Genomic DNA, 24,538 nt, shown 5'->3' with positions numbered 1-24,538 from the left:
CGCGACGTAGACTTGTCGGCATGCCCGAAGCCCTGTCCGTCGCCCGCGCGCGAGGTCTCGGGGACTGATGCTGCAGATGATGCTGCGCCCCCGGTGGGTGCTCGCGCTCCTCTTCGCCCTCGCCGTCGCGGCGGGGTTCGCGCTGCTCGGCCAGTGGCAGATCGAGCGTGCCGTCGAGCAGTCCACGACGGTCGAGCGGCCCACCGAGGAGGTGCTGCCCTTCGGCGACTTCGTGCAGCCCGATTCGGCCACCGAACAGGTCGCGACGGCGCAGCGGGTCGAGGTGCACGGCACGTTCGTGCCGGGTGACACCGTGCTCGTCGAGGGTCGTCTGAACGACGGCGTCACCGGATTCTGGGTGGTCGCGCATCTCGAGGTGACGGATGCCGCGCCCGGAGGCCTGCCCGTGGCCCTCGGCTGGGCGGCCGACCGTGACGCCGCACAGTCCGCCGCCGACGCGTTCGACGCCGCGGCCGACGGCGCAGAGGCGCAGATCGTCGGACGCTTCCTGCCGAGCGAGGCCCCGATCGCCCCCGACGAGGAGGGCGACCCGTTCGCGATGACCACGGTCGCCGTCGCGCAGCTCATCAACGTGTGGGCCGACTACGACGACCGTCCGGTCTACTTCGGCTACGTCACGGCGACGGATGCCGCGCCCGGCCTCGCGGCGATCGCCTCGCCGCCGCCCGAGCACACGTTCGAGCTCAACTGGCTGAACGTGTTCTACGCCGTCGAGTGGGTCGTGTTCGCCGGCTTCGCGGTGTACCTCTGGTACCGGCTCGTGCGCGACGCCGTCGAGCGCGAGGCGCAGGAGGCCGAGGAGGCCGCTGCGGCGGCGGCAGTCGCTGAGGTGCCGGCCGCCGCTTCGGCCGATGCCCAGCCTGAGGCGAAGTAGACTGGGCGCATGCCCCTCGAGCCCAAATCCGCCGATCTGCCGCGCATTCGCGGGGCGCTGAAGCTCTACAAGGTCACCTCGGTCATCACCGGCGTGATGCTGCTGCTGCTCTGCGCCGAGATGCTCCTGAAGTACGTGTTCCACTACGAGCTCTTCGGGTTCGGTCCGGCCGGCTTCCTCACCCTCGCACCCGTCGTCGAGACGCCCGCAGGGCTCGTCTCCACGGGCGAGGGCGTGAACCTCTCCACCGGCATCCTGATCGCGCACGGCTGGTTCTACGTGCTCTACCTGTTCAGCGACTTCCGCCTCTGGAGCCTCATGCGCTGGCCGTTCTCGCGGTTCCTGCTGATCGCCCTCGGCGGCATCATCCCGTTCCTCTCGTTCTTCCTCGAGGTGCGCATCGCCCGTCAGGTGACCGGCTACCTCCAGGAGCGCGAAGCCCGTGAGGCCGCCGCCGCGCCCGCCGCGCCCGCCGCCCAGCCCACCCCCACCCCCGCATCCGACGCCGACCCCGTGGAGGCCCAGCCGTGACCGATCAGCCCACCGAGCAGCGCCCAGTGCTCGTCGTCGACTTCGGGGCGCAGTACGCGCAGCTGATCGCACGACGCGTGCGCGAGGCATCCGTCTACTCCGAGATCGTGCCGCACACCATCACGGCCGACGAGGTGCGCGCGCGCAACCCGATCGGCATCGTGCTCTCGGGCGGGCCGTCGTCGGTCTACGAAGAGGGCGCGCCCTCGCTCGACGAGGGCATCCTCCAGCTCGGGGTTCCCACGCTCGGCATCTGCTACGGCTTCCAGGTCATGGCGCAACAGCTCGGCGGCGAGGTCGCGCACACGGGTCACCGCGAGTACGGCGCGACCGCCGTCACCGCGCGCACCGACGACGACAACGCGCTGCTCGGCGGCCAGCCAGAGGCGCAGATCGTGTGGATGAGCCACGGCGACTCCGTCGCGGTCGCACCGGCGGGCTTCGAGGTGCTCGCCTCGACCGCCACCACCCCCGTCGCCGCGTTCGCGAACGACGAGCAGGGCTTCTACGGCGTGCAGTGGCACCCCGAGGTCAAGCACTCCGAGTTCGGCCAGCGGGTCATCGAGAACTTCCTGCACCGCGCGGCCGGCATCCCCGCCGACTGGAACTCGGGCAACGTCATCGCCGAGCAGGTCGCGCGCATCCGCGAGCAGGTCGGCTCCGCACGCGTGATCTCCGCCCTGTCGGGCGGCGTCGACTCCGCCGTCTCCACGGCCCTCGTGCAGGAGGCCGTCGGCGACCAGCTCACGGCCGTGTTCGTCGACCACGGCCTGCTCCGCCAGGGCGAGCGCGAGCAGGTGCAGCAGGACTACGTCGCCGCCACCGGCGTGCGCCTGGTCACGATCGACGCCGTCGACACCTTCCTCGACGCCCTCGCCGGAGTCACCGACCCCGAGCAGAAGCGCAAGATCATCGGGCGCGAGTTCATCCGCGCGTTCGAGCAGGCCGAGCGCGACCTCATCGCCGAAGCGGCCGCCGACGGCCAGCCCATCAAGTTCCTCGTGCAGGGCACCCTCTATCCCGACGTCGTCGAGTCGGGCGGCGGCACGGGCACGGCCAACATCAAGAGCCACCACAACGTCGGCGGGCTCCCCGAAGACCTGCAGTTCGAGCTCGTCGAGCCCCTGCGCACCCTCTTCAAGGACGAGGTGCGCGCCATCGGCCGCGAGCTCGGGCTTCCCGAGGAGATCGTCGGTCGCCAGCCGTTTCCGGGGCCAGGCCTCGGCATCCGCATCGTGGGCGAGGTCACCCGTGATCGTCTCGATCTGCTCCGCCAGGCCGATGCGATCGCGCGAGAGGAGCTGACGAACGCCGGGCTCGACCAGGAGATCTGGCAGTGCCCCGTCGTGCTCCTCGCCGACGTGCGCTCAGTGGGCGTGCAGGGCGACGGCCGCACCTACGGCCACCCGATCGTGCTCCGTCCAGTGAGCTCCGAAGACGCCATGACGGCCGACTGGACCCGCCTTCCCTATGACGTGCTCGCGCGCATCTCGAACCGCATCACCAACGAGGTGGCCGAGGTCAACCGGGTCGTGCTCGACGTCACGTCGAAGCCGCCGGGAACCATCGAGTGGGAGTGATCGCGCGAAGGCGCGGACCGGGAGGTCCGCGCCTTCGGCGTTTCAGGGGCTCGATCGAGTTCGAACTGGGCGGCCGCGAATCACTTCGAGAGTGATCTCAGCTTCGCCTCGACAGCGGTGGAGACCGCGCCCGGGCTGCCGAGGACCACGATGCGCTCGGGCCGAAGTCGTCGAAGCTCGTCGGCGACCGACTGGGGTAGCGTGTCGCGGCGGGTGAGCAGCACCGGACCGCTCGTGAGTCCCGCCACGGGTCCGGCGGCGAGTGCATCGGGGAAGTTCTCGCCACTCGTGACGTAGGCCACCGAAACGCCGGGCTCGAACCATGCCGACATGATCGCCGAGGTCTCGTAGCGGTCACGGCCGTAGAACCTGATGCTGTATGAAAGCGCGAGCGCGTCGATCTGGGCATGGGTCTCGGGGCTCACGGTGCCTCCGCCGATGATCTTGACGACCTCGGGTCGAAGGCGCTTCAACTCCGCGATGACGGAGGGATCGATGCGATTCCGCTCGACGAGGAGGATCGGCGCGCCGCCGAGGGCTGCCTGCGGCGCCGCGGCGAGGCCGTCGGGAAAGCTCGTGCCGCTCACGAGATACACCACCGGCACACCAGGTGAGAATCGCGACTTCGAGAGCGCCGCCGAGGTGGCGTAGCGATTCGAGCCGGCGATCCGGGTGACACGGCCGCTCGTGAAGGAGGCGAGCTTGGTTACGACACTGGCGCGGATTCCGCCGCCGAGGACCACGATGTTCCGGGGTTGCAGCCGTCGAAGCTCGGCGGCGACGACGCTCGGCAGCGAATCGGTCGGGGTGAGGAGCACCGGCCCCCTGGCTGCCGCCGCGACGGGAGCCGCCGCCAGAGCATCGGGGAACGACGTGCCGCTCGCGATGTACGCGGTCGCAACGCCCGGGGCGAACTGCGAGGCTGAGATACGCGCCGCCGTGGCATATCGGTCCGGTCCCGCAATTCGGCTCACTGCGCCCCACGTTCGCGACGGTGTCGCCGAGCTGAGCGTCGCATTCCGTTGGGTCACCGCCGCCTGCGGCAGAACCTGGATCGGATCGCCATTGCCCCAAGGGCGCTCGCTCCACCATTCATCCTTCAGCTTGGAGCCTTCTGGAGCGTAGAAGTAGAGCACCCACAGCCCGGGCGGAACGGCCATGATCGAGTACTCGCCATTCGCGTCGGTCGTCCCTGAGAGCCAGGCTTCGTTGTTCTTGACGCCGGTTGCTGCGGTCTGGAAGCTCTCGAGGTGCACCGTCGCGCCGGCGACCGGCAGCCTGTCCGGCCCGGTCACGCGGCCAGACATCGACCCGCCCTTGATCAACTCGGCGTTCATGTTCTTCCGGACTGAGCCGGGGGTGAACGTGAGGAACGTCGCTTGGGAGCGGTATGGCCGGTTTCCCCAATACTCGGTGACGTACCCTTCGCCGGCTGCGCCGGTTCCCCAGAACTGGAGCGTCCAGGTGCCGGCGGGGATGCGTCGAATCGTGTAGGTTCCGTCGGCGGCGAGCTCGCCCACGCTGTTGTCGAGGTCGACGGTTTCGCCGTCGAGCGCCACGAGATTGACATCGACCATGGCGGGCGGCTGTCCGTCGGGACCGATGACGCGACCCGAGACGGTCGATCCGCGCGCGAGCTGTGCGTTCATGCCGGTGCGTGCCTGACCGGAGGCCATCGTGAAATACGTGGCCTTCGATTGGAAGTACGCATCCTTCCAGAACTCGGGCACGGCGTCGATCTGGTCCGCTCCGTCACCGGGTTCGAACTGCAGCGTGTACTTGTCGGCCATGAGTCCGGTGATGCGGTAGCTGCCGTCTGCAGCGGTCGTGGTCGACATCGGCGCGTCCATGCCCCAGTCCCATGCCCACACGAAGCCGCCCGCAAGCGGACGGCCATCGTCGAGTGTGACCTTGCCCGTGATCGTGCCGGACCCGGTCGCGGTCGCGGTCGCTGCAGAATTGAGAACCTCCGTCGAGGCCGTCGCGGGCAGCGTTGCGGGTACGACGAGTGCAGTTGCGAGAACTGCGGAGATGAGCGTGCGGACCGCGGCGCGCGTCAGTGTGCGCCGGGCCTCGCGGCCGAGTCGAGACATGGGCTCCGGGTTCGGGTAGGCCGGCATCGTCGGGTCGATGCGTGGGGTGCTTGAGCATCGAACCACATGACCGACCCGCACGGAAGCCGGATGCCGGATCTGGAGTGCTCGGGCATTCCGGCGGCAACACCTGACATTCGTCGACCGCCACGGCAGGATGGAAGGGTGAATGTCGTCGAGAATGCCAAGGTCACCGTCGTCGGAGCCGGAAGCGTGGGCACCAGCCTCGCCTACGCCACGCTCATCAGGGGAGCCGCGAGCGAGGTCGCGCTGTACGACATCGCCCGCGAGAAGGTCGAGGCCGAGGTGCTCGACCTCGCGCACGGCACCCAGTTCACGGGTGCGAGCGTCAGCGGCGGGGCCGATCTCGCCGTCGTCGAGGGATCGCACGTCGTCGTCATCACCGCCGGCGCGAAGCAGCAGCCGGGGCAGACCAGACTCGACCTTGCGGGCACGAACGTGCGCATCCTCGAGAACCTGCTTCCGAACCTGCTCGAGCGCGCTCCCGACGCCATCTACGTGCTCGTCACGAACCCCGTCGACGTCATGACGGTCGTGGCGCAGCGCATCTCCGGGCTTCCGGCCAACCGCATCTTCGGCTCGGGCACCGTGCTCGACACGTCGCGCCTGCGCTGGCTCCTCGCCAAGCGCGCCGGCGTCTCGACGTCGAGCGTGCACGCCGCGATCGTCGGCGAGCACGGCGACACCGAGTTCCCGCTCTGGTCGCAGGCGGGCATCGGCCCGGTGCCGATCCTCGACTGGCGGGGCGGCGAGCCGTTCACGCTGCCCGAGCTCGACCAGATCGCCGACGAGGTGCGCAATGCCGCCTACACGGTCATCAGGGGCAAGGGAGCGACGAACTACGCGATCGGGCTCGCCGGCGCCCGCATCGTCGAGGCGATCGTGAACAACGAGCGGGCGGTGCTGCCGGTCAGCACCGTGCTCAGCGGCATCCGCGGCCTCGACGGCATCGCGCTGTCGCTGCCGAGCATTGTCGGCGGCGAGGGCGCGTTCCCGCTCGCCGAGGCGCCGATGTCCGAGTTCGAGGCCGAGCTCCTCGCGACGTCGGCCGACGCGATCCGCACGTCACTCGCCTCGCTCGGGTTCTGATCGGCCCGCCTGCACGAAGGGTGAGGGGCGGATGTCGCGTGGCCGCGGCATCCGCCCCTCGTCATGTCAGGCGGCCGGCTGCCAGGCGCCAGGCGTCAGGCGGACGGTCGCTCTCACCGGAACGACGAACGGGGCCGCCCGAAGGCGACCCCGTTCGTTCGAGCGACTCGAGTGCTAGTCGCGCGTGATCGCGATCATGCGCAGGATCTCGAGGTAGAGCCAGATGACGGTGACCATGATGCCGAAGACGCCGGTCCACTCGTACTTCTTGGGGGCACGGTTGCGCACGCCCTGCTGGATGAAGTCGAAGTCGAGCACGAGCGAGTACGCCGCCATGATCACGACGAGCACGCCGAGGATGAGGCCGAACGGGATGCCGGCGATCTCCGCGCCGCGGAGGCCCCACGGGTCGTTGTTGACGCCGGTCCACATGAGGATCATGTTGATGACCGAGAACACGAGGTAGCCGACCATCGCGATGAGGAAGACCTTCGTGGCCTTCTTCGACGCGCGGATCTTGCCAGAGGCGAAGAGCGCCAGCGTCACGCCGAACACGACGAGCGTCGCGATGACGGCCTGCGCCACGATGCCGCCGCCGTACACGGCCTCGTACCACGCCGAGATTCCGCCGACGAAGACGCCCTGCACGCCGGCGTATGCGAGCACCAAGGCGGGGGAGGGCTGCTTCTTGAAGATGTTGACCAACGCGAGCACGAAGCCGACGATGCCGGCGCCGACCCAGAGGAACGGAACCGTGTCGAGGGTCACCCAGCCGAGTGCGGCACCCACGAGCAGGAGGCCGAAGCCGACCACCGACTTCTGGATGGTGGTCTCGATCTGCATGACCTCGCGGTCGGGCAGCGTCGCGGGCTGGTTGTACATCTCCTGCAGCTGCTGCGCCGAGACGTCTTGCGCGACGGCCTGGGCTCCCTGCGATGAGAAGGCGGAATTCCGCGAGAAGGCGGGATTGTCGAGAGCCATGGTGTTCCTCTGCTTTCGGCTGTCGTCGGTGCGGGGGAAGGGGTCGGATGCTGGATCCGGTGCTGCTACCAATCTATCCGGTGATTTCCGTGACGATGCCGTGAGTTCACGCGGAATTCCGTCGTCGAGACCCTCGGCGACGGTTACGCTGAGGCGCATGTCGGACGAACGCACCCCGCATCCGCTCGTCATCGGCCATCGCGGCGCCTCCGGGTACCGCCCCGAGCACACCCGCTCGGCGTATGAACTCGCGTTCGCCCTCGGCGCCGACGCGGTCGAGCCCGACCTGGTCGCCACGCGCGACGGCGTGCTCGTGCTCCGCCACGAGAACGAGATCTCGGGAACGACGGATGTCGGCTCCCGCCCCGAGTTCGCCGGCCGCCGCACGACGCGCGAGATCGACGGGTCGCCCCTCACGGGGTGGTTCACCGAGGACTTCACGTGGGCCGAGCTCGCGACGCTGCGCGCGACCGAGCGCCTCGGCGCGCTGCGACACGCGAGCGCGAGCTTCGACGGCCGCTATCCGGTGATCCGGTTGCGCGACCTCTTCGAGATCATCGACCGGGCCGCCGCCGAGCAGGTCGCGGCCGGCCGCCGGCATCGCGTGCTGCGCATGGTGGCCGAGTTCAAGCACGCCTCCTACTTCGCCGGCATCGGGCTTCCGCTCGACGAGCTCTTCGAGGCCGAGCTCGAGGCGGCGGGCTGGGGCGATGGCGGCGACCGGCTCATCATGGAGGCGTTCGAGCCGACCGTGCTCGACGAGCTCGCGGCACGCGGCATCCGCGGGTCGAAGGTGCTGCTGATCGAGGGCTCGGGCTCGCCGGCGGATCTCGTGCGAACCGCCGGTGCGGGGGCGCCCAGGTACGACTCGTTCGTGACGGATGCCGGCCTGCGCGCGCTCGTGGGCCGGTTCGACGGGGTGAGCGTCGGCGTGCCGAGACTCCTCGACGCGGATGCCGCGGCCGCGCGCGGTGCGCAGGCTGCGCGTGGTGGCGGGTCGCCCGCCGACGCGCCCCTTCGCGGGGCCGCCCTCGTCTCTGCAGCCCACGCCGCAGGGCTCACGGTCTTCACGTGGACCCTGCGCCCCGAGAACACGTTCCTGTCCGCTCGCTTTCGCCGGGGCAAGGGCAAGTCCACGTGGGGCGACTGGCAGGGCGCGTTCGGCGAGGTCTTGGCCACGGGCGTCGACGGTGTCTTCGTCGACCAGCCCGACCTCGGGGTCGAGATCCGCGCGGAGCTGGCGAGCGGCTGAGGCTCGCCGCCCACCTCGGCGTCGGACCTTCGCCGGAACGACGGATGCCGCGTCGGGATCGCTCCCGCCGCGGCATCCGTCGTTCGTGGCTGACGCCTACTTCACCTGGTCGCTGATGACCTGCATGATCGAGGTGTCGGCGAGCGTCGTGGTGTCGCCGACCTCGCGGCCCTCGGCGAGGTCGCGCAGCAGGCGCCGCATGATCTTGCCTGATCGGGTCTTGGGCAGTTCGTTCACGATGAACACCTGGCGGGGGCGCGCAATGGCGCCGATCTGCCCGGCGACGTGCTTGCGCAGCTCTTCGCTCGCGGCGGCGACATCGGTGACCTGGGCGGCTTGGCTGGCCTTCAGGATCACGAAGGCGACGACCGCCTGACCCGTGGTCTCGTCGGCGGCGCCGACGACGGCGGCCTCGGCGGTCCAGGGGTGCGCGACGAGCGAGGACTCGATCTCGGCGGTCGAGAGGCGGTGCCCCGACACGTTCATGACGTCGTCGACGCGGCCCAGCAGCCAGATGTCGCCGTCGAGGTCACGGCGCGCGCCGTCGCCGGCGAAGTACTTGTCGCCGAACTTCTCCCAGTACGTCTCCTTGAAGCGCTCGGGGTCGCCCCAGATGCCGCGCAGCATCGATGGCCACGGTTCGGTGACGACGAGCAGGCCGCCCTCCTCGCCCTCGACGGGGGTGCCGTCGTCGGAGAGGATGTCGATCGCGATGCCGGGCACCGCGACCTGGGCGCTGCCCGGCTTCAGGTCGGTCACTCCCGGCAGTGCCGAGATCATGATCGCGCCGGTCTCGGTCTGCCACCAGGTGTCGACCACGGGGATCGAGCCGCCGCCGATGACGTGGCGGTACCAGATCCAGGCCTCGGGGTTGATGGGCTCGCCGACCGAGCCGAGCAGGCGCAGCGAGCGCAGGCTGAACGCCTGCGGGATCTGCCGGCCCAGCTTCATGAACGAGCGGATGGCGGTAGGCGCCGTGTACAGGATCGAGACCTTGTACTGCTCGACGATCTCCCACCAGCGGCCGGGGTGCGGCGTGTCGGGCGTGCCCTCGTAGAGCACCTGCGTCGCGCCGTTCGCGAGGGGGCCGTAGACGACGTAGGAGTGGCCGGTGATCCAGCCGACGTCGGCGGTGCACCAGTACACGTCGGTCTCGGGGTGCAGGTCGAACACGTTGCGGTGCGTGAACGCGGCCTGCGTGAGGTATCCGCCGCTGGTGTGCAGGATGCCCTTCGGCTTTCCGGTCGTGCCCGACGTGTAGAGGATGAACAGCGGGTGCTCGGCCTCGAACGACGCGGCCTCGTGCTCGGACGAGGCGGTGGCCACGGTCTCATGCCACCAGAGGTCGCGGCCCTCGGACCACTCGACCTCGTTCTCGCCGCGCTTGACGACGAGCACGTTGCGCACGCTGCCGCCGACGGACTTCGTGAGCGCGTCGTCGACCACGGGCTTGAGGGCGAAGACCTTGCCCTTGCGGTATCCGCCGTCGGCGGTGATGACGAGGGATGCCTCGGCGTCGTCGATGCGCGAGGCGAGGCTGTCGGCGCTGAACCCGCCGAACACCACCGAGTGGATCGCGCCGATGCGGGCGACGGCCAGCATCGAGACGACCGCCTCGGGGATCATCGGCAGGTAGATGGCGACGCGGTCGCCGGAACCGACGCCGAGGTCGGTAAGCACGTTCGCGGCGCGCTTGACCTCTGCGGTGAGTTCGGCGTAGGTGATGTCGCGGGTGTCGCCCGGCTCGCCGATCCAGTGCAGGGCCACGCGGTCGCCGTTGCCGGCTTCGACGTGGCGGTCGAGGCAGTTGACGGCGACGTTCAACTCGCCGTCTTCGAACCACTTCGCGAACGGCGGATTGGTCCAGTCGAGGGTCTTCGTGAAGGGCTTGTCCCACTGCAGCAGCTCGCGCGACTGGTCGGCCCAGAACCCGACCCGATCGGCGTGCGCGGCGTCGTAGAGGCCCGCATCGGCAACGGCATTGGCGGCGAACTCGGGGCTCGGGCGGAATCGCCTGATCTCCTCGAGCGCGTGATCGATCTGAACGGTCATGGTTCTTCAGTCGCTCCTTCGCGATATGGATCATCGGTGGGTCGCCTGCCCCAAGAGCACCCTACCTGCCGCATGCGGGACCGACGACTCGTCCATGACGACGTGCGTCGAATGTCCTTCCGTTGTGGAGAACCGACCGTTACTGTGCCTTTGCGCAGAGAAATCTGTGTGTCCGCACAAATGAGGACAAAAAGTACTTGCGAATGCATTCGCAGGCCGTATGCTGAATACCGCCCGAACATCGTTTTCGTGGCCTGCAGCGCTCGTGATTCCCCCCAATCCTTGCGCTGCCGAGGCGGCACCTGTTCCCCCCAATGGGTGCCGCCCCCTTTCGTTAAGGGGTGCCGTACCCGAACGGCACAGCACGATCGAGTCCTCCTCCACAATGACGTGGGGGAGGCTCTTTCTGTTTGTCGAGGTACCCGGATGCCTTGGGCATGCCGGCGATTCGTACCGTCGATGTCATGCCCGTCGCCCCGTTCGTCGCCACCCCATCGTGGGAGCCTCCGCGCTCGCCGGTCACGCCCGAGCCCCGTGCCGATGATCCGGCCGATGGAGCGCATCGCCGCGGTGGCATCGGCTCGAGTCCGGTGCGGGTGCCGCCGCCGCTGCCGCCCGTGCCGCCGTTCGCGGGTTCGGGTCCGCGTGCGGCGGGTGCTGGTGCTGGTGCTGGTGCTGGTGCTGGTGCTGTCGGTGCGTCGGGCGTGGCCGGCGCCGGGACGTCCGATGCGATTCGGCCCGAGGTCGCCCCGGAAGGCGCGCCCGACGCGCGGCCGGCGGCCGTGCCCGACCTCGCGGAGCTCGGGCCGCTCGCGCGGTATGCGGCATCCGGCGAGGTCACCGACCTCTTCGTGAACGGCGCGGCCGGGCTCTGGATCGATCGAGGCGCCGGGCCCGAGCCGGAGCCCGCCTGGCAGGCCGACGAGGCCGAGGTGCGCGCCCTCGCCGTGCGGCTCATCGCGCGCGGAGGCCGGCACATCGACGAGGCGACGCCCGCGGTCGATGTGCGGCTCGGCCGAGGCATCCGGGTGCACGCCGTGCTGCCGCCCGTGTCGACCACCGGAACGCTGCTGTCGATCCGCATCCCGCGGGCCGGCGGGCTGCCGTTGGCCGGTCTGGCCCGCACCGGCATGTTCGGCGCCGAGCATGAGCGGGTGCTGCGCGAAGCCGTGCGCTCGCGCAAGAACCTGCTCATCACGGGCGCGGGCGGCACCGGCAAGACCACGCTCCTCGCCGCGCTCCTCGCCGAGGCTCCTGCCGCCGAGCGCGTCGTGGTCATCGAAGACGTCGCGGAGCTGCAGGTCGCGCATCCGCACGTGGTGGCGCTCGAGGCCAGGCAGCCGAACATCGAGGGGTCGGGTCGCATCGGGCTCGACGTGCTGCTCCGCGAGGCCCTGCGCATGCGCCCCGACCGGCTCGTGGTGGGGGAGTGCCGCGGGCCGGAGCTGCGCGAACTGCTCTCCGCACTGAACACCGGCCACGACGGCGGAGCCGGCACGCTGCACGCGAACTCGCTCGACGACGTCGCCGCGAGGCTCGAGGCGCTCGGGGCGTCGGCCGGGCTGACGCCGGAGGCTGTCGGGAGGCAGGCGTCGAGCGCCTTCGACCTCGTCGTGCACCTCGATCGCGTCGAGGGCCGACGGCGGGTCGCCGGCATCGGCACGCTCACCCTCGTCGGGGGTGCGCTGTCGGTCGTGCCCCTCGGCGCGCCACCGGAGGTGGTCCAGGCAATCTCCGCGGTCCCGTCGACGCACGTGCCGACGGCCGCACGCGACGCCCATCGATCCGATCCGATCGGCGGCGAACCATGCTGAGCGAGTCTGCCGCACCCGCCGCGCCTGCCGCCGCGGTGGAGACGCGCGTTCGAGCCGGTCTCGTCCGAGCGCTCGAGGTCCTGCGCTCTCGGGTGCCGATGCTCCGCAGGGCTCCGGATGCCGCGGCCGGCGTCGATCGGGTCGCGGGCGTGGTCGAGCGGCTCGCGGTGCTGCTCTCGGCGGGCGTCCCCGCGTCGGCGGCGTGGCGCCATCTCTCCGAGTCCGGCGAGCCCGACCCGGTGCTCGACGCCGCCGCGGAGGCCGGCGAGCTCGGTGCGCCGATCGCCGCCGCGATCGCCGCCGCTCGCGGCGAACGGCCGGAGTCCGACGGATGGGCCGTGCTCGCCGCGGCGTGGCAGGTCGCGAGCGAATCCGGTGCGCCGCTCACGACGAGCCTGCGCGAGCTCGCGACCGCGATGCGCGACGAAGCGCAGGTTCGACGCGAGGTGCGCACCTCGCTCGCGGGCCCGGCGGCCAGCGCGCGCATGGTGCTCGCGCTGCCGCTGGTCGCGCTCGGCTTCGGATCCGTCCTCGGCTTCGACACCGCCTCGGTGCTGCTCGGCAACCCGATCGGGCTGGTCTGCCTCCTCCTCGGCGCCGCGTTCCTCTGGGTGGCGTTCCGCTGGAGCCGATCGCTCGCGGCGAGGGCAGCGGCGTTCGACGAGGGCGCCGGACTCGAACTCGAGCTCCTCGCGATCGGCATGGCCGGCGGCGCCTCCATCGACCGTGCGCGTGCCGTGGTCGCATCGGCGCTCGCGAGCCACGGGCTCGATCGAGGTCGCGGAGGCGGCACCGGGACATCCCGAAGGCTCGAGGAGACCGTGCGCCTGGCCGAGCGGGCCGGGGCGCCGCTCGTCGAGCTCCTCCGTGCCGAGGCGCAACGTGGCCGCCGCATCGCCCGCACCGATGCCGCGACCCGCGGCGCCGCACTCGGCGTGCGGCTCATGCTGCCGCTCGGCATCTGCGTGCTGCCCGCCTTCGTGCTGCTCGGAGTCGCACCCCTGCTCATCTCGGTCGTCACCGGCACCTTGGGTGCCGAATGAGGCCGCCCAGTCGTGCCGCCAACCGCCGGACCCCCGGCCCCACCGGAAGGAACCACCCATGCCCGATCCCAGCTCCATCACCACGAACGACCCCGCGCTCGACGCCGGCGTCCCCGGCACGATGCGCACCGGCACCGCGACCGGTGGTCGTCGAATCCTCCGTCGTGCGGTCACCGCATTCGCGGGCGAACGCGGCGCCGCGACCGCCGAGTACGCCGTGGCGACCATGGCGGCCGTCGGGTTCGCCGGACTCCTCGTGGTCATCCTCCGCGGCGATGAGGTGCGCGGCATCCTCACCGATCTCGTGCGGAATGCCCTCACCGTCGGCTGAGACCGAGCGAGGCAGCGTGACGGCCGAGTTCGCCGTCGCGCTGCCCGCGATCATGCTCGTGCTCGCGACCTGCCTCGCATCGGTGCACCTGGTGACGCTGCAGGTGCGGTTGACGGATGCCGCGGCCGCCGCGGCACGGGCGCTCGGCCGTGGAGAGGCGGTCGAGGTCGCCTCCGGCATCGCCGTCCGCATCGCCGGAAGCACCGAGCTGTCGCACAGCGACGACGGCACCTTCGCCTGCGTCACGCTCGCGGCCTCCGGAGGCGGCCTGCTCGCGCCGATCCGGCTCACGAGCGAGTCGTGCGCGATGTCGGGCGGTCGCTGATGCCGGCGGCGGCGGCCACGCGGGTCGTGTCCCGGCAGCCCATGGCGTGGCGGCTCGGCGCGGGGCTGGTCGACGTCGGCTCGCCCGGCACCGGCGGAGCCGAGGGCGAGCGGGGTGCGGCATCCGTCGTCGCCGTCGGCCTCATGGCGGCGATCGTGCTGCTCACGACGCTCACGCTGGGCGTCGCGACGACCTACGTCGACGCGCGACGTGCAGCTGCGATCGCCGATGCAGCGGCGCTCGCCGCGGCCGATGCCGTCACCGGGGCGATCCCGGGGCTGCCGTGCGAGGCCGCCGATCTCGTCGCCCGGCGCAACGGAGCCGCGCTGCGATCGTGCGAGGTCGACGGCGCGGTGAGCCGGGTCTCGGTCGCGGTCGCCGGGCGGATTCCGGGCCTCGACGCCGCGGCGTCCGCTCGCGCCGGACCGCCGGGCAGCCCGTGAGGCCGATTGCCGTGCGCGGTGTCGTCATCGACGCCGCCGCTTTCGGCCCGATGCCGTGGGGCAGGCCTCATCGCCGCAGCTCGTGCGCCCGCCCCGGGTGCGCCGGGGGCGGCGCGTCGATCAATCGAAGACGGTCTCGAGGAATCGATACTCGACCGCCGAAGGGCGGTCGTCGTTCTCGGAGGAGAACTCCAGGCCGGCGGCGCGTGCGTAGACGTAGCGCTTGCCGTGCTCGGCGCTCAGCTCGAGTCGAGGACGGGGTTCACCCGAGTCGAGGAAGGCGGTCGCTACCGTCTTGCCCTCGAGCGGACCGTCGATCAGTTTCGCGGTGTACGAGCTCGTGGTAGAGGTTTCCATGGTTCGATTCTCCTCCGGTGCCACCGGATAGCAAGGGTCCGGACGCGGCAAGCCGAGCCGGATCAGGCGGTGGACAATTCGGTGCGCTCCCGGTCTGGGTGTGTATGGTGTGGCTTGTCAGGCGGCGATCGAAGCCGTCAGGCGGCACACCGCTCGGGGGCGCGGTCCGCGTGCGATCTCCAATCATGGAATACAAGAGGAGTCTGGTGTCAGGCGCGAAGAAACTGGTCATCGTCGAGTCGCCGACCAAGATGAAGTCGATCGCCCAGTACCTGGGCGACGGCTACGAGGTGCTCTCGTCGGTCGGCCACATCCGCGACCTCATCGAGCCCAAGAACCTTCCGCCCGAACTCAAGAAGGGCGGCCTCGGCAAGTTCTCGGTCGACGTCGACAACGGCTTCGAGCCCTACTACGTGGTCTCGGACTCCAAGAAGAAGACGGTCGCCGAACTCAAGCGCGCGCTGAAGAACGCCGACGAACTCCTCCTCGCCACTGATGAGGACCGCGAGGGCGAGGCCATCGCGTGGCACCTGCTGCAGGAACTGAAGCCCAAGATCCCCGTGCGTCGCATGGTCTTCCACGAGATCACCAAAGACGCGATCCAGAAGGCCAAGGACAACACCCGCGAGCTCGACACCGCGCTCGTCGACGCCCAGGAGACCCGCCGCATCCTCGACCGCCTGTACGGCTACGAAGTCTCGCCGGTGCTCTGGCGCAAGGTCGGTCCAGGACTCTCCGCCGGCCGCGTGCAGTCCGCTGCGACCCGGCTCGTCGTCGAGCGCGAGCGCGAGCGGCTCGCATTCGTCTCGGCCGAGTACTGGGACCTGCTGGGGCGTTTCGCGCCCGTGCCGTCCGGTACCGCGTTCGAGGCGAAGCTCGTGCGCCTCGGTGGTGAGCGCATCGCCGCCGGTCGCGACTTCGACGACCTCGGCAAGCTGAAGTCGAAGGCGGCCGTGCTCGATGCGGCGACCGCCAACGCCCTCGTCGAGGCGCTGCGGGCGCCCGACGTGCGCCGCGTCGTCTCGAAGGTCGAGCAGAAGCCGTGGACCCGCCGCCCCTCGGCCCCGTTCACGACGTCGACCCTGCAGCAGGAGGCCGGTCGCAAGCTGCGCCTCTCGGCGAAGGACACCATGCGCGTCGCGCAGTCGCTCTACGAGAACGGTTACATCACCTATATGCGAACCGACTCGGTCTCGCTGTCGAAGCAGGCGATCGACGCGGCACGCGCCCAGGCGACCGCACTGTACGGTGCCGACTCGGTGCCCTCTGAGCCCCGCACCTACGCAGGCAAGTCGAAGAACGCGCAGGAGGCGCACGAGGCGATCCGCCCGTCCGGCGAGGTGTTCCGCACCCCGTCCGAACTGGCCAGCTCGCTGCGCGGCAGCGAGTTCAAGCTCTACGACCTCATCTGGAAGCGCACCGTCGCCTCGCAGATGGCCGACGCCAAGGGCCAGACGGCCACCGTGACCATCGAGGTCGGCCCGACGGCCGCTGATGCCGCCGCGCCCGAGGGTGCGACCGCCGCGGTCGGCGGCACGATCGCCGAGTTCACCGCGAGCGGCACCGTCATCACGTTCCCGGGCTTCCGCGCGGCCTATGAAGAGAGCCGCGACGAGGAGCGCAACGCCGACGACGCGTCCGGCGAGGCGAAGCTCCCGCCGCTCAAGGAGGGCCAGGAGGTCTCCCTCGACGAGCTGGAGGCCAAGGGCCACGAGACCTCGCCGCTTCCGCGCTACACCGAGGCGAGCCTCGTGAAGCGACTCGAAGAGCTCGGCATCGGCCGCCCGTCGACGTTCGCCTCGATCATCTCGACGATCCTCGACCGCGGCTACGTCACCCAGCGCGGCCAGGCGCTCGTGCCGAGCTGGATCGCGTTCTCGGTCGTGCGACTCCTCGAGGAGCACTTCGGCGACCTCGTGCAGTTCGACTTCACCGCAGAGATGGAGGACGACCTCGACCGCATCGCCTCCGGCGAGGCCGACCGCGTCGACTGGCTCAACGGCTTCTACTTCGGCAACGAGACCCACCGCGGCCTGCGTCAGGTCGTCGACAACCTCGGCGACATCGATGCGCGCGAGATCAACTCGATGCCGATCAGCGAAGGTGTGACCCTCCGCATCGGCCGGTACGGCCCCTACCTCGAGACCGTCGACCCCGAGGCCGGTCCCGACGCGACCCCGCGCCGCGTGAACCTGCCGCAGGACCTCGCGCCCGACGAGCTCACGCCCGCGAAGGCGCGCGAGCTCATCGACGCACCCGTGCAGACCGATCGCGTGCTCGGCGCGAACCCCGAGAACGGCAAGCAGATCGTCGTCAAGGACGGCCGGTTCGGCCCGTACGTGACGGAGCTCGAGCCCGAGACGGATGCCGCGAGGGTCGACGTCGCGACCGGCGAGGTCATCGAGGCGCCCAAGCCGAAGCGCGGAGCCAAGAAGCCCGTCGCCGCGAAGCCGCGAACGGCCTCGCTGTTCAAGAGCATGCAGATCGAGGAGATCGACCTCGAGAGCGCCCTGAAGCTGCTCGACCTGCCGCGCATCGTCGGTCTCGACCCCGAGTCCGGCGACGAGATCACCGCGCAGAACGGGCGATACGGCCCCTACCTCAAGAAGGGCGCCGAGACCCGCACGCTGCCGAGCGAGGACGCGATCTTCGAAATCGATCTTGCGGGAGCGCTCGAACTGCTCGCGCAGCCGAAGTACGGTGCTCGTCGTGCCTCGAGCGCGCTGAAGGAGTTCGCCGAGGACCCCGTGAGCGGCAAGCCCATCAAGGTCAAGGACGGCCGGTTCGGTCCCTACGTGACCGACGGCACGACGAACGCGACGATCCCGCGCGCCGAGACGGTCGAGGAGATCACCTTCGAGCGCGCCGTCGAGCTGCTGCAGATCAAGCGCGACAAGGGGCCGGCCGCACCGCGGGCGAAGGCGCCGGCGGCGAAGAAGCCCGCGGCGAAGAAGCCCGCAGCCAAGAAGCCAGCCGCGAAGACGAGCGCTGCGGCCAAGACCGCGACGACTGCGGCGACGAAGACTGCGGCGACGAAGACGACGGCGGCGAAGGCGACGGCTGCGAAGACGACGGCTGCAAAGGCGACTGCCCCGAAGGCCACGGCGGCGAAGAAGCCCGCAGCGCGCGCGACCACGACGAAGCCGAGCGAGGCGTGACGCGCGGCGTCTTCATCACCCTCGAGGGCGGCGACGGCACCGGCAAGACCACCCAGTCCGAACTGCTGGCCGCCTGGCTCGGCGAGCAGGGCCGCCAGGTGGTGCGCACGCGTGAGCCGGGCGGCACCGAGGTGGGCGTCGAGGTGCGCGAGATCGTGCTGCACCACCGCGGCGACATCGCACCGCGAGCCGAGGCGCTGCTCTACGCGGCCGACCGGGCGCACCACGTCGCGACGCTCGTGCGCCCCGCGCTCGAGCGCGGCGACGTCGTGATCCAGGACCGCTACATCGATTCCTCGGTCGCGTATCAGGGTGCCGGGCGGGTGCTCGACCCCGAGGCCGTCCGAGGGCTCTCCGAGTGGGCGACCGACGGTCTGCAGCCCGACCTCACGGTGCTCCTCGATCTCGACGCGGCGTCGGCGCGAGCGCGGCTCGACACGGCGCGCACGCGGTACGACCGGCTCGAGGCCGAGGCATCCGAGTTCCACGACCGCGTGCGCGCGGCATATCTCGCCCTCGCCGAACGCGAGCCCGACCGGTTCCTCGTGCTCGACGCGTCGGCCTCGGTCGACGAGATCCAGGCGCGGATTCGGGCGCGCGTCTCGGCGCTCGTCTGAGCCCGCTCGCATCGACCGGTGGTTCGTCGTCCCCGAATGTGCGTTCGCGCCCGCGGAGCACAGGTGGCCACGCGACGGCAGGCGGATGTCGCCCGGGGAAGGTAGCGTGACTCCGTGAGCGTGTGGAGCGAGTTGACCGGCCAGGAGCAGGCGATCGCCGTCTTCAGGGCCGCGGCCGAGGCATCCGGGGGCCGGGCCTCGCAGCAGATGACCCACTCCTGGCTCATCACCGGGCCGCCGGGGTCCGGGCGTTCGAACCTCGCCTACGCGTTCGCCGTCGCGCTCATCTCCGGCAAACCCGACGGCGACGAACCCACCCGCATCCAGGTCGAGGCGCGCAGCCACCCCGACCTGCACGTGCTCGCGACCGAGGGCGTGATCATCAAGCGCGACGACGTGCGCGACATCGTCAAGCGCTCGCATTTCGCGCCGTCCATCGGGCGGCACCGCGTGATCATCGTCGAAGACGCCGACCGCATGACCGAGCAGACCTCGAACTTCTTGCTCAAGGAGCTCGAGGAGCCGCCCGAGCGCACGGTCTGGATCCTCTGCGCGCCGAGCGAGGCCGACCTGATCCCCACGATCCGCTCCCGGGTTCGGTCGGTGCGACTGCTGATGCCGAGCGTCGCGGATGTCGCGGACCTGCTCGTGCGTCGCGACGGTGTCGATCCCGTGCTCGCCGAACGATCCGCCCGCGAGGCGCAGAGCCACATCGGCATGGCGCACCGGCTCGCGACGAGCGAAGACGCACGTCGTCGTCGTGAAGAGACCCTCCGACTCGCGCTGCAGGTGCGCTCGGCGGCGACCGCGGTCTCGACCGCGGCCCGGTTCCTCGCGATCGCCGGCGACGACGCCAAGGCGATCACCGCGCTCCGCGACGCCGAAGAGCGCGAGCATGCGCTGCACTCGCTCGGTATCGCGCCGGGCCAGGCGGTGCCCCCGGCGCTGCGTCCGCAGATCAAGGCGCTCGAAGACGACCAGAAGCGCCGCGCGACGCGCAGCCTCCGCGACGGCATCGACCGTATCCTCGTCGATCTCACGTCGCTGTATCGCGACGTGCTGCTGCTGCAGCTCGGCGCCGACGTCGAGCTCGTCAACCGCGAGCTCGTCGACGAGCTTCGGCGCGCCGCGGCATCCGTCGCCCCCGTGCGCACGCTCGCGACGCTCGACGCGATCCAGGAGGCACGCGAGCGCATCGAGGGCAACGTCGCGCCGGCGCTCGCGCTCGAGGCAATGCTCGTCTCCGCCATCCGACGACCCGAATCCGAACGAGGGGCCGCATGACCATCTCTTCCACCGACCCGCACTCGATGCGTCGCCGACGCCGCACGGCCGGCCGCGCCGCGGCCCTCGCCGGTGCCCTCGTGGCGCTGCTCGTGCTGAGCGGGTGCGTGCCGTCGTTCCTGAAGCCGTCGACGCTCGAGTCGACGCCGACCGGCGAAGAGGTCGCGGCCGACCTCGAGCCGTTCTACGGGCAGGTGCTGACCTGGGAGGACTGCGACAACGGATTCGAATGCGCCACCGCCAAGGCGCCGCTCGACTGGGAGGCCCCGAGCGAGGGCGAGATCGATCTCGCACTCGTGCGGCACCGCGCCACCGGTGAGCGCATCGGATCGCTGCTCGTGAACCCCGGCGGCCCCGGCGGATCGGGCTACGACTTCGTCAAGGACTCCCTCGACTACGCGGTCGGGGAGCCGCTGCAGCAGCGCTTCGACATCGTCGGCTTCGACCCGCGGGGGGTCGGCAGGTCCTCGGCGGTCGCGTGCTACGAGCCGACCGACATGGATCAGTTCCTCTTCGGCATCGTGCCGGGCGAGCGCGGCAGCGACGAGTGGATCGAGAACATGGGGCAGGTCAAGACCGACTTCGGTGCGGCCTGCGGCGAGAACACCGGTGCGCTGCTCGGCGAGGTCGACACGAAGAGCGCGGCCCGAGACCTCGACATGCTTCGCGCAGCGCTCGGCGACGAGCAGCTCAACTACCTCGGATACTCGTACGGCACGTTCCTCGGCGCGACGTATGCGGGGCTGTTCCCCGAGAAGGTCGGACGACTCGTGCTCGACGGTGCGATCGACCCCGCCGCGCAAGAGGAAGACGTCTCGCGCGAGCAGGCGGTCGGCTTCGAATCCGCCCTCCGCGCCTACCTCGCCGACTGCCTCGCAGGCACCGACTGCCCGTTCACCGGCAGCGTCGACGCGGCGATGGACGAGATCAGCCGACTGCTCGCATCCGTCGACGCGAGTCCCATGCGCGGCACCGACGGGCGCGAGGTCGGCGCCGACACCCTCGTGACCGCCATCGTCTACCCGCTCTACAGTGCAGACTCGTGGCCCTACCTCAGCGAGATGCTCGACGCCGTCATGCTGGGCGACGCCGACGCGGCGCTGAACTTCGCCGACGGATACTACGGCCGCAACGCCGACGGCACGTACAACGACAACTCGACCGAGTCGTTCCTCGCGATCAACTGCCTCGACTACGCGTACCAGTCCGACGTCGACGTCATGCGCGAGAAGGCCGCCGAGATCACGGCCGCGGCGCCCGTGATCGGTCCCTACTTCGGCTACGGCGATCTCGGATGCATCACCTGGCCGTTCCCGTCGACGGCGGAGCGCACGGCGATCCACGCCGAGGGCGCAGCGCCGATCGTCGTCGTCGGCACCACGAATGATCCCGCGACGCCGTACACCTGGGCGGTCTCGCTCGCCGACCAGCTCGAGAGCGGCGTGCTCGTGACCTACGAGGGCGAGGGCCACACGGCGTACAACAAGTCGAACGACTGCGTCGGAGGCGCGGTCGAGTCGTACCTGATCGAGGGAACGGTGCCCTCCGACGGCACGACGTGCTGAGAGTGGTCATCGGGACTCCAGAGATCCGCTAACATAGACTCTCGTGCCGATCGGTGCCGCAAGCACCGATCTCAGCACGCCGCCTTAGCTCAGTCGGCAGAGCGTCTCACTCGTAATGAGAAGGTCGTGGGTTCGATTCCCACAGGCGGCTCCACTCGAAGGCCCGGACATGTCCGGGCCTTCGGCATTTCCGCGAACGGAGCGACATGACGACGTCCGAGGCCATCACGGCGGGCAAGTACGTCGCGCTCACGACCTTTCGCACCGACGGCACCCCCGTTCCGACGCCCGTGTGGTTCGCGCTCGACGGTGCTCGGGTCGTCGTGCAGACGCCGGCCGGCACCGGCAAGCTGAAGCGGCTGCGCCGCGACACCCGCGTGCTCCTCGCCCCGTGCGACATGCGCGGGCGGGTGCGGGCCGGTGCGCCCGAGTCGGCCGGAATCGCCGAGATCGTCACGGATCCCGCCGAGGCGGAACGCCTGCAGGGACTCCTGCGCGACCGCTACGGCTTCCTCTACACCCTCGCACACGCGATCATCCGGCCTCGCGGCAAGGATCGCGCCCCCGACGTGATGCTGCGCATCACGCTCACCTGACCCGTCGGATCCGCGTGGGAGGATCGCTCCACCGAGCCGACCGCCCGTCGAGCCGATCGCTCCATCGAGCCGATCGCTCCATCGAAGTGAAGGAGAGCGGATGCCGCGCACCGGCACGTGGGCCGTGCTCGCCCTCACGATCGCGCTTGAGGTCACGGCGACCCTCAGCCTCGACGCCGCGCAGCGGCATCCGTGGCTCTACGTGATCGTGGTCGTGGGGTACGTCGGGTCGTTCGTGTTGCTCTCGCAGGTGCTGCGCATGGGCATGCCGCTCGGGGTCGCCTACGGCATCTGGGGTGCGACCGGGGTCGCGCTGACGGCCGTGCTGGCCTGGGCGCTCTTCGGCGATCCCCTCACGCCGACCATGCTCGCGGGCATCGGTCTCGTGGCGGCCGGGGTGCTGCTGGTCGAACTCGGGTCGCAGCAGGCCGCCCGGCGCGCGGCGGCATCGGCCATGCCGCTCAGCGACCGCGCCGACGGCGCTGCCGACACCGTCGGCGAGGCCGGCGCATGAGCTGGGTGCTCCTGGGGTTCGCGATCCTCTGCGAGGTCGGCGCGACGCTGTCGTTGCGCATGGCCACGCACGCCGAGCGCCGGCGGCGCATCTGGCTGATCCCGGTGGTCGTCGGCTACCTGTCGTCGTTCGTGCTGCTCGCGGCGACGCTGGCGCAGGGCATGCAGATCGGCGTGGCCTACGGGGTGTGGACGGCCGTCGGCGTCGTGCTCACCGCGCTGGCAGGCCGGCTGCTGTTCCGCGAACCGTTCACGTGGGTGATGGGCGCCGGCGTCGCGCTCATCGTCGGCGGCGTGCTGCTCATCGAGCTCGGCACCCCGGGGCACTGATTTCGATGCGGGTCGGAACCCCGTCGATTGTCGGCGCCGCAGCCGTCTAGGATCGCCACCATGCACAAGCGCACGGTGGCGATCGCCGCACTCGCAGCGGCCGCCACGATCGTGGGCGCCCTCGTTCTCGTCCCCTCGGCGCTCTCCGGCGTCGCACTGGGCTCGGAGGCGCCTGAGCCTTCCGCCGCGGCCGTCACCATCGACTTCGCTGCCCTTCCCTACACGAACGGGCTCGCCGCCGAGCAGGAGGCCGCGGCCGCAGCTTCGGAGCGGGCTCGTCTCGAGGCCGAGGCCGAGGCCGCCGAAGCCGCACGGGTCGCCGCCGAAGCCGCTGCTGCGCAGGCCGCAGCAGACGAGGCCGCCCGCGTCGCGGCCGAGCAGGCGTGGGCGGAGCAGGTGGCAGTCGAGGAGGCCGAGGCGGCGGCGGAGCAGGCCGCGGCCGAGGAGGCGGCGGCCCAACCCTCGGTCGATCCGTGCATCGTCGTCGCCGACGCCGAGGGCAACTACTACCCCTGCGGGTGTCACGACCTCAGCTGCTCGTATCGCTGAGAGGCGACGGCGGCGGCGATACTCTGCCGACGCACGTAAAGCGGCATCCGCACTCCTGCCGCAGGCGGGCGTGGCTAGGCTTGAGCGCATGACGGATCGACTGCGCTGGGGCATTCTCGCGACGGGTGGCATCGCCCACTCCTTCACCAACGACCTGAAGCTGAACGGCTTCACCGTGCAGGCGGTCGGGTCGCGCTCGCAGGCAGGCGCCGACGCGTTCGCCGCGGAGTTCGACATCCCGAACGCGCACGGCAGCTACGAGGCGCTCGTCAACGACCCCGAGGTCGACGTCATCTACGTGTCGACGCCGCATCCGGTGCACGCAGAGAACGCGCGACTCGTGCTCGAGGCCGGCAAGCACGTGCTCGTCGAGAAGCCGTTCACGCTGAACGCGGCCGAGGCGCGCGAGATCGCCGCGCTCGCCGCCGAGAAGGGCCTGCTCGCCCTCGAGGCCATGTGGACCCGCTACCTGCCGCACATGGTGCGCATCCGCGAGATCATCGCCGCGGGCACGCTCGGCGAGGTGCGCTCGCTCATCGCCGACCACACGCAGAAGCTCTCCGACGACCCGGCGCATCGCATCAACGCGCTCGAGCTCGGCGGTGGTGCCCTGCTCGACCTCGGCATCTACCCGGTGTCGTTCTCGTGGGATCTCTTCGGTGAGCCGAGCACGATCCAGAGCACGGCGACGTTCAAGGAGACGGGCGCCGACGCGCAGATCGCGGCCGTCTTCGGCTACGACGGCGGACGCATCGCGACGACGGTCTCGGCCAGCGACACCCGCGGTCCGAACGCGGCCACCGTGCTCGGCACCGAGGCGCGCGTCGACATCGACGCGGTCTGGTACACGCCGACCACGTTCCGCGTGGTGTCGCACGACGGCACCGTGCTCGAGTCGTACGCGTCCGAGGTCGTCGGCCGCGGCATGCACTTCCAGGCCGAGGCCGTCGAGCGCCTGGTCGCCGCCGGAACCCTCGGCGGCGACCTCCTCACGATCGACGAGACGGTCGCCATCATGGGCACGCTCGACACCATCCGCGAGCAGATCGGGCTGCGCTACCCGGGCGAGTGATGGTTCGCCGTGGCATCCGCCAATACGGCCGTTCAGGAGATTTTCGG

23 protein-coding genes and 1 tRNA gene are annotated in these 24,538 nt (G+C 70.5%); 20 read left to right on the top strand and 4 right to left on the bottom strand.

All coding sequences use genetic code 11. From position 1 onward, the window contains the following. Positions 1-79: 79 nt before the first annotated feature. From ASE68_RS14425 to guaA, 3 genes are read left to right on the top strand one after another with little or no spacing between them, the layout of a single operon-like run. Positions 80-895 carry an SURF1 family cytochrome oxidase biogenesis protein gene (locus ASE68_RS14425; protein WP_162238282.1) on the top strand — a complete coding sequence of 272 codons (816 nt, stop codon included), beginning with the start codon at positions 80-82 and terminating at the stop codon, positions 893-895. A 9-nt stretch (positions 896-904) separates the two neighbouring features. Next, positions 905-1,426, top strand: coding sequence for a DUF3817 domain-containing protein (locus ASE68_RS14420; RefSeq protein WP_055860047.1), 522 nt, complete (start codon positions 905-907; stop codon positions 1,424-1,426). After that, the gene (gene guaA / locus ASE68_RS14415; RefSeq protein ID WP_055860046.1) at positions 1,423-3,006 is read left to right on the top strand and encodes a glutamine-hydrolyzing GMP synthase; all 1,584 of its coding nucleotides are present in this window, start codon (positions 1,423-1,425) and stop codon (positions 3,004-3,006) included. Before ASE68_RS14420 ends, guaA begins: the two co-directional genes overlap by 4 nt. An 80-nt stretch (positions 3,007-3,086) precedes the next feature. Here guaA and ASE68_RS14410 read toward each other — a convergent pair whose 3' ends face one another. Next, the gene (locus ASE68_RS14410; protein WP_157421664.1) at positions 3,087-5,423 is read right to left on the bottom strand and encodes a cell wall-binding repeat-containing protein; all 2,337 of its coding nucleotides are present in this window, start codon (positions 5,421-5,423) and stop codon (positions 3,087-3,089) included. Between ASE68_RS14410 and ASE68_RS14405 the strand changes: the two genes are divergently transcribed. Then, positions 5,313-6,209: an L-lactate dehydrogenase gene (locus tag ASE68_RS14405; RefSeq protein ID WP_200921763.1), complete on the top strand. Its 897-nt coding sequence runs from the start codon at positions 5,313-5,315 to the stop codon at positions 6,207-6,209. The genes ASE68_RS14410 and ASE68_RS14405 overlap by 111 nt on opposite strands. 174 nt (positions 6,210-6,383) lie before the next feature. Here the strand turns inward: ASE68_RS14405 and ASE68_RS14400 are convergent, their stop codons facing one another. After that, positions 6,384-7,190 carry a Bax inhibitor-1/YccA family protein gene (locus ASE68_RS14400; RefSeq protein WP_055860038.1) on the bottom strand — a complete coding sequence of 269 codons (807 nt, stop codon included), beginning with the start codon at positions 7,188-7,190 and terminating at the stop codon, positions 6,384-6,386. 157 nt (positions 7,191-7,347) lie between these two features. On the opposite strand from ASE68_RS14400, the gene ASE68_RS14395 reads away from it, so the two are divergent. Beyond that, entirely contained in the window at positions 7,348-8,442 is a 1,095-nt protein-coding gene (locus ASE68_RS14395; RefSeq protein ID WP_055860035.1) for a glycerophosphodiester phosphodiesterase family protein, read from the top strand. A 96-nt stretch (positions 8,443-8,538) separates the two neighbouring features. Here the strand turns inward: ASE68_RS14395 and acs are convergent, their stop codons facing one another. Beyond that, positions 8,539-10,494: an acetate--CoA ligase gene (gene acs / locus ASE68_RS14390; RefSeq protein ID WP_055860032.1), complete on the bottom strand. Its 1,956-nt coding sequence runs from the start codon at positions 10,492-10,494 to the stop codon at positions 8,539-8,541. Between the two features lie 782 nt (positions 10,495-11,276). Here acs and ASE68_RS14385 point away from each other — a divergent pair. The 5 genes from ASE68_RS14385 (at position 11,277) to ASE68_RS19910 (ending at position 14,450) form a co-directional block, all read left to right on the top strand. Continuing rightward, positions 11,277-12,308, top strand: coding sequence for a TadA family conjugal transfer-associated ATPase (locus ASE68_RS14385; protein ID WP_162238281.1), 1,032 nt, complete (start codon positions 11,277-11,279; stop codon positions 12,306-12,308). Continuing rightward, positions 12,302-13,351 (top strand): type II secretion system F family protein, encoded by a 1,050-nt coding sequence (locus ASE68_RS14380; RefSeq protein ID WP_235480864.1) that lies wholly within the window; start codon positions 12,302-12,304, stop codon positions 13,349-13,351. Before ASE68_RS14385 ends, ASE68_RS14380 begins: the two co-directional genes overlap by 7 nt. Before the next feature lie 121 nt (positions 13,352-13,472). Beyond that, positions 13,473-13,682, top strand: coding sequence for a DUF4244 domain-containing protein (locus ASE68_RS14375; RefSeq protein ID WP_055861436.1), 210 nt, complete (start codon positions 13,473-13,475; stop codon positions 13,680-13,682). A gap of 16 nt (positions 13,683-13,698) precedes the next feature. Then, positions 13,699-14,007 (top strand): TadE family type IV pilus minor pilin, encoded by a 309-nt coding sequence (locus tag ASE68_RS14370; RefSeq protein ID WP_157421663.1) that lies wholly within the window; start codon positions 13,699-13,701, stop codon positions 14,005-14,007. Further along, positions 13,983-14,450, top strand: coding sequence for an Rv3654c family TadE-like protein (locus tag ASE68_RS19910; RefSeq protein WP_082462273.1), 468 nt, complete (start codon positions 13,983-13,985; stop codon positions 14,448-14,450). Before ASE68_RS14370 ends, ASE68_RS19910 begins: the two co-directional genes overlap by 25 nt. 120 nt (positions 14,451-14,570) lie before the next feature. Here ASE68_RS19910 and ASE68_RS14360 read toward each other — a convergent pair whose 3' ends face one another. Beyond that, on the bottom strand, positions 14,571-14,807 hold the full coding sequence (locus ASE68_RS14360; protein WP_055860026.1) for a hypothetical protein: 237 nt from the start codon (positions 14,805-14,807) through the stop codon (positions 14,571-14,573). Between the two features lie 206 nt (positions 14,808-15,013). On the opposite strand from ASE68_RS14360, the gene topA reads away from it, so the two are divergent. The 10 genes from topA to ASE68_RS14310 all read left to right on the top strand — a co-directional run bounded on the left by topA (position 15,014) and on the right by ASE68_RS14310 (position 24,491). Beyond that, the gene (topA, locus tag ASE68_RS14355; protein WP_055860024.1) at positions 15,014-17,965 is read left to right on the top strand and encodes a type I DNA topoisomerase; all 2,952 of its coding nucleotides are present in this window, start codon (positions 15,014-15,016) and stop codon (positions 17,963-17,965) included. After that, the gene (gene tmk / locus ASE68_RS14350; RefSeq protein WP_055860021.1) at positions 17,962-18,582 is read left to right on the top strand and encodes a dTMP kinase; all 621 of its coding nucleotides are present in this window, start codon (positions 17,962-17,964) and stop codon (positions 18,580-18,582) included. The genes topA and tmk overlap by 4 nt, the downstream gene beginning before the upstream one ends. Before the next feature lie 114 nt (positions 18,583-18,696). Further along, on the top strand, positions 18,697-19,866 hold the full coding sequence (locus ASE68_RS14345) for a DNA polymerase III subunit delta' (RefSeq protein WP_055860018.1): 1,170 nt from the start codon (positions 18,697-18,699) through the stop codon (positions 19,864-19,866). Beyond that, positions 19,863-21,431: an alpha/beta hydrolase gene (locus ASE68_RS14340; RefSeq protein WP_055860014.1), complete on the top strand. Its 1,569-nt coding sequence runs from the start codon at positions 19,863-19,865 to the stop codon at positions 21,429-21,431. The genes ASE68_RS14345 and ASE68_RS14340 overlap by 4 nt, the downstream gene beginning before the upstream one ends. 78 nt (positions 21,432-21,509) lie before the next feature. Continuing rightward, positions 21,510-21,585, top strand: a tRNA-Thr gene (locus ASE68_RS14335). Positions 21,586-21,637: 52 nt separating this feature from the next. After that, positions 21,638-22,027 carry a PPOX class F420-dependent oxidoreductase gene (locus ASE68_RS14330; protein WP_055860011.1) on the top strand — a complete coding sequence of 130 codons (390 nt, stop codon included), beginning with the start codon at positions 21,638-21,640 and terminating at the stop codon, positions 22,025-22,027. A 100-nt stretch (positions 22,028-22,127) separates the two neighbouring features. Continuing rightward, entirely contained in the window at positions 22,128-22,541 is a 414-nt protein-coding gene (locus tag ASE68_RS14325; protein ID WP_055860008.1) for a multidrug efflux SMR transporter, read from the top strand. After that, on the top strand, positions 22,538-22,870 hold the full coding sequence (locus ASE68_RS14320; protein ID WP_055860005.1) for a multidrug efflux SMR transporter: 333 nt from the start codon (positions 22,538-22,540) through the stop codon (positions 22,868-22,870). The genes ASE68_RS14325 and ASE68_RS14320 overlap by 4 nt, the downstream gene beginning before the upstream one ends. 60 nt (positions 22,871-22,930) lie before the next feature. Continuing rightward, on the top strand, positions 22,931-23,419 hold the full coding sequence (locus tag ASE68_RS14315; protein ID WP_055860002.1) for a hypothetical protein: 489 nt from the start codon (positions 22,931-22,933) through the stop codon (positions 23,417-23,419). An 88-nt stretch (positions 23,420-23,507) separates the two neighbouring features. Next, a complete protein-coding gene (locus tag ASE68_RS14310; protein WP_055859998.1) occupies positions 23,508-24,491 on the top strand; it encodes a Gfo/Idh/MocA family protein in 984 nt (327 codons plus the stop codon). The last annotated feature ends 47 nt before the right edge of the window (positions 24,492-24,538 follow it).

This window comes from Agromyces sp. Leaf222, from assembly GCF_001421565.1.
Lineage (GTDB): Bacteria > Actinomycetota > Actinomycetes > Actinomycetales > Microbacteriaceae > Agromyces.
The sequence above is the reverse complement of the archived record's forward strand: the minus strand, read 5'-3'. Positions and strand labels throughout refer to the sequence as shown.